This window comes from Moorena sp. SIO4E2, assembly GCF_010671945.1.
GTDB classification, from domain to species: domain Bacteria; phylum Cyanobacteriota; class Cyanobacteriia; order Cyanobacteriales; family Coleofasciculaceae; genus Moorena; species Moorena producens.
The window spans coordinates 1-5,514 of record NZ_JAAHIE010000483.1 but is presented as its reverse complement, the minus strand read 5'-3'; the positions used below and the strand labels follow the sequence as shown (position 1 = coordinate 5,514).

The following is a 5,514-nucleotide window of genomic DNA, read 5'->3' as shown; positions in this document are numbered from 1 at the left end:
TTTTACAGTTGAGTTGTGGATTAAGCCTGAAAATACTAATGATGGACAGTGCTTTGTTGGAAAAAACTCTCAGGATGGAGGCAACATATTCCTCTTGGGTTATTGGCATGAAGGCTTGTTTTTACTTTTACGTGATTCATCCTTTAAGGTTCCTAATCAAAAAACAGCAGGATATTGGTTCCATCTAGCAGTAGTAGTCCAGGAAAATCAGGGAAATTCTGAAATTACTATCTATAAAGATAATTTATTAATCCATAGTGAAACCTTTCCAGGTAAGACCTTAGGAAATCCCGAAGGTAAGCCTTGGTCACTGGGACAGGAGTGGGATAGTGGTCCTAAGGAATCAGATTTCTTCAATGGTCAAATCGCCGAAGTCCGGATCTGGAACAAAGCCCGCACAGCTGAAGAAATCCAAGCGGATATGCACCAACACCTCACAGGAAAAGAGGAAGGTTTAGTTGGTTATTGGCCATTAAATCAAATCGAACCAGAAGGAGATACGATCAAAGTTCGTGACCTCACAGATAATAAAAATGATAATAAAAATGATGGCACGGTCAAGGGAGCAATCCTCAAAGATGACAATACCTTGCCCGTTGGCAGTAATGCTTTAGTGAGTGCAGAATACAACACCATTACCATAGACAAAATTACCAATCGAAAATCTGCCATCATGCGGCGTTTCTTCGCCTACCCTGCTCTCAATGGTGTGGAATTGTTACCAGACAAACGCATCGAAAAACTAGAACTGAAATGGATTGGTAATGCTCAATTTGCCCCGACCCTCCTCGGCTATATTGAAGGCGCTCCCCCCATACCCAGTGAAAATTTAACTGTCGATATTGATTACACCAGTGCAACTTCAGTAGAATTAGCCATATCTGAAGATGTAGCGTTTAGCTGGAATCGCAATCAGGATGCTGGTTTAGGAGCAAATATCGAGGGATTTATCGGCACGGCTGGTGAAGTCTATGCTGGCCTTGGAGTTGAAACACAAGTCGGAGAATGGAAAGCTGGTTTTGCAGGTAACCTTGACTTTAACTACCAGTGGCAAAACGAAAGTAATATTACTTCCAGTTCAGCACTAAGCATGAGCGATCTCTTAGAGTTAAGGGGTACACCAGAATCAACAGTAAAATTCCCTCATCTCGGGCAACGGTTTATCCCCAAAAACGTTGGTTATGCTTTGGTCGTTTCTAGTTTGGCGGATGTATTTATCACTCGCCTGCAACGCAGTAAGAAAATGATTGGTTATCAGGTACAGCCCGTGGATGGTATTCCACCAGATGTTAATACTATCACCTTCTTAATCAATCCCGCCTATACCATGAACGGTAGTTTGGATGGGATGACAGGCAGTAGTGCTAGTAGCGATCGCTTCTTCCGCCATGTCCCAGAAATGCGTGCCCAATATGGTTCTCTCTATCCAGCAAGTTACTATCGTCTGCAAGAAGCTTACGACCTGAAACAGCAGATAGAGAATGAGGATAAGCGGCGAGAGTCATATTTTGCTCAGTTCAATGCGGGTTTAGTTGATGAAACCTCTTTGAACCGAGAAATAGACAGTGGTGATGCTCCTCAAACAATTGGAGTTACCCGCTCAGAAGACAAACCGGATGAGGAGTTGACTGAAGAGGAAAAACAAGCAGCCCAAAAAAGACAACAAGAACAATTTGAGCAAGAAGCAGAAGCAGCGGCTGACAAGCAATCAGAAGCAGCCAAGCAAAAGCAAAAAGAAATTGATGCCAAGATTACCGACCAAGAAACAAGAGTTCATGCCACAGACAGTTTTGCGGGTTGGCAGAAAAATATGGAAAAAATCCAACTTCGGGCAGGCAAACGCAATATAGTCAACACCTATGTCTGGGATGCGGATGGCGGAATGCGCACAGAAGCCCAAAGCTTTGCCAATACAGCAGAACATACTATTGGTGGTTCGTTTACCTTAAACGCTGGGTTAGGATTCTTGGGAGAGTTTACCGCTGGGGGAATTGCTGGTGAACTAACTGCTCAGGCTACCATAAACATGACCCAAACCATGAGTAAAACGGAAGCTCGTAGCAAAGGTATAGAGTTATATGTCGATCTCAGTGGGGTTGAAAGTACTGGGATTACCGATGACAACGATTATCCACTACAGCCTGGAGAAAAAGTAGACCGCTACCGCTTTATGAGTTTCTACCTCGAAGGTAGCACTCAAAACTTTAATGACTTTTTCACCTATGTCGTCGATCCTGAATGGCTTGCGAGTAACGATGAAGAAGCCCGTGCTTTGCGCCAAGCTAAAGGTAAAGCAAATAAAACCTGGCGGGTATTACATCGAGTCACCTATGTAGAACGTCCAGCACTGATGGGCTTTGGTCGTGATGTGCGTCAAACTTCTACTGAAGATGGCGTTACCACAGCAGTTGTTAACTACTTCCAAGATATATCTCAAAAGCAGAAAGTTCTTGAAACCAAGGTCGATCAACTTCTGACAATGCTCAAAGATATCAAGAGTTGATTCAATTAGGTTAAATCCTCTGGTGAGTGGCGGTTGTACCTCTACTCACCCTGCTCAAAGCTAATACCAAGAAGATATAACAAGGAAGCCATCATGCCAACAAGATCACGGGTCAAGTTCAAACGGGGTGAGCGATACAAATACAAAGATCTCAAGTTCAAACGGGGTGAGCGATACAAATACAGAGATCTTAAGTTCAAACGGGGTGAAAAAGTCAGTCCCAGGGAACTTGAGTTTCGACTCCGTCGTATTACTCCAACACCAGAACTATCTCAAGCAGCAGTACGATGGAAGCAGGTTAAGCTCGCTGTCAAGATCCGAGGTAGAGAAATCGGTGAGGCACTTCTACGACGGGAACAAGATAATCAAAGGCAGGAGATTAACCAGTCCCGCGAAAGTTTAACTAATAAACTCAGTATCCCACAAGAGCCTCAGGAATGGAGTAATGAGGACTGCCAAAATGCGATCAAAGGTCTTAACTCCGACTGGAAACACATTCATGCTACCCTCAAAAATGATACCGAAGCCCTAAAGAAATTAGTTGATTTCCGTAAGCAACTCGTAGATAGCTTAATCGATGAAATGCGGCAAAAGTATCCGGGTTTGGTCGCCAGTTCAGTGGGTAGTAGCGACCTCACCTCTGACTATGATGTTACCCTAGGAGTGACTGATGGTAGTGTTAATGATGTCAAAGCCGTCCAAGAACTCAACGCCCGCCTCAAGGAAATCTTTGGCAAACAACCAGGTACTGTCTTTGACACCAATTTCTACACCAACAACTTCCTAACTTTAAAGGAAAATATTCTTACGGACGGTTCAGTGGGTGAGGTAGCCCCAGCCGATAGTCCTAACGAAGCAACCGCCCCCATTACTACTGCTGATCAAGATGTGCTGGCACTGTTAAAACAACGGCGCTACATGGATCAGATTAAATGGGAAGACTATGTCAAAGAAGTGACTAATGATATTACTGATCCAACCAAGCGGGCAGAAACTATACGGCAGTATGATACAGCTAATGATATTTACCAAATCAGCCTCCAGGAATTATTAGAAGCAACTGGCGAACCTTCAGCGTCAGTGCAACTCACTGCTGAGGAGGAAAGCCTGATTGAACTGCAACCCGTAGAAAGCCATGAACTGTTGCGTAATCAACTCTTACTTTCCCATAAAATCCGTGCCCAAGAAGAATCAAACTCCGACCTAGTATTAGAAAAAAGCAACGAACTCTATAACAATCGAATGTTACAAGTTAGGGAACTGCAAGCACAAGTGGCAGCCCTCCCTGACCAAAATAGCGAAGAAGCCCAAAACCTCAAAGCTGAGGTGGAACGACAGCTTAGTAACGCTTTATTCTTTGCTAGTGAAGCCTATCACAGTAAAGGCACAATTCTGCACGTAGTTGAGGGCATTCAAGGAAAAAACCAAGAAGTGCTAGCAGCACTAACACCGAATCAAATCCTTGATTCTGTCAATGAACAATTAGGAGATTTCCTCAAAGACATTCGCCATTACACCGCTGAAGAAGTTGATGATGGCACAACATTTTATCGCGCTTCCAAGTATATGCACCGCTTGTTTGACGCAGTAAATCTTTTGAAAGAAAAGGAAGCGATTGGCGATTTAGACTTTGAAAGTCAATATGGTAGTACTAAGGATTTGTATGAAGCCATAGGGGAAGTACTCTTACCCGCCCGCAAAGGTAAATTTGGATTGTCACCTGAAGAGACTATGGAACTTGCCAGAGACACTGTCTGGAACATGTATCAGATCATTACAGCAGAGGAGTTGGAAGATATAGTGCTATCTTTAGTCAAGGAGGTCAACATTGTAGCGAGGGACGTTATCAACTTTGATGATGCGGATGTTTCGGAATTATTACCTGAGTAGGCACTGCCTACCCTACATGATTTCCTAGTTCTACCTGGAAACATTATTTGTCAGATACAATGAAAGCAAAACCTACAACTCTGTGAGCATGACTCCAGTATCCGATCGCCAAAATCCCCAAGCAGCCATCATTCGTACAGAACGGGGACTGACAATAGCAGGTACGCGCATTACAATTTATGATATCATGGGTCATCTTGAGGCCGGATGGACACCCAAATTAATGGGAAACTGGCTCTCTATAACTGATGAGCAACTTGATGCAGCCCTATCCTACATTGATACCCACCGTAGGGAAGTAGAAGCGGAGTATCAAACCGTTTTGAAGATAGCTCAAGAGATTCGAGACTATTGGGAAGAAAAAAATCGTGAGCGTTTTGAACAGATTGCTAAAAAGGATCCCTTACCAGGACAAGAAGCAGTTCGCGCTAAATTAAAAGCCTGGAAAATCAAGCGTGGGCTAGCCTGATGGTCTTCCTGATCGTTCGCGTAGCGTGACCAAAGGTCAATCATAATATTGAGGGATATGCTCTGATTTTGTTTGGAACTTTGGGAAGCAACGGTTGGCTCGATTTTGTGCCGATTCGTTTCATTATGTTTCCAGAAGTAAATTTGCCAATTAATAGTGACGATCGAGTTGTCTGGCGATTGGCACAGGCTAATCAAATGATACTACTTACAGCTAATAGGAGCATGAAAGGCAAGGATTCCCTAGAACAGACAATTCGTGAATAAAATCTGCCCACTTCTCTACCCGTAATCACTATTGGAAATGTCGATCGCTTGAGTGAAAGTCAATATCGGGAAAACTGTGCAGTTAGTCTTGTTGAGATTGTACTTGATATTGATGACTACAAGGGAGTAGGTCGGCTCTTTATTCCATAGAACATACGCTCGATAGTCCCTTAAAAACTATCCCAAATTTCCTCCGCACAACCAAATTCCTGTTTCATTATCTGTGACGCTTTTTCTATTTCATCGGTGGTAGGTGGGGCTATTTCTTCCCCCTCCCAGTCTACAATCAATAAATCGTTGGGACTACAGTGAAAGAAGGCGCAGAGTTGAGCGAGGGTAGTAAAAGCGATCGCTCTTAGCGGAAGCTGAGGCCTTTGGGCCACGCT

At 43.7% G+C, this 5,514-nt stretch carries 3 protein-coding genes and 2 pseudogenes; 4 read left to right on the top strand and 1 reads right to left on the bottom strand.

Going from position 1 to position 5,514, the window contains the following annotated elements; translation table 11 throughout:
- The 4 genes and pseudogenes from F6K37_RS31085 to F6K37_RS45750 form a co-directional block, all read left to right on the top strand.
- Positions 1–2,503, top strand: a 2,503-nt coding sequence (locus F6K37_RS31085; RefSeq protein WP_287254396.1) for a LamG domain-containing protein, incomplete at its 5' end; no start/stop codon positions are given.
- A gap of 93 nt (positions 2,504–2,596) precedes the next feature.
- The gene (locus F6K37_RS31080; protein WP_287254394.1) at positions 2,597–4,393 is read left to right on the top strand and encodes a hypothetical protein; all 1,797 of its coding nucleotides are present in this window, start codon (positions 2,597–2,599) and stop codon (positions 4,391–4,393) included.
- A gap of 88 nt (positions 4,394–4,481) precedes the next feature.
- Positions 4,482–4,862 (top strand): DUF433 domain-containing protein, encoded by a 381-nt coding sequence (locus tag F6K37_RS31075; RefSeq protein WP_287254393.1) that lies wholly within the window; start codon positions 4,482–4,484, stop codon positions 4,860–4,862.
- Positions 4,863–4,909: 47 nt separating this feature from the next.
- A pseudogene (locus tag F6K37_RS45750) lies at positions 4,910–5,278 on the top strand (ACP S-malonyltransferase).
- Between the two features lie 20 nt (positions 5,279–5,298).
- Here the strand turns inward: F6K37_RS45750 and F6K37_RS31065 are convergent.
- Positions 5,299–5,514: pseudogene (locus F6K37_RS31065) on the bottom strand (hypothetical protein); the annotation flags it as partial.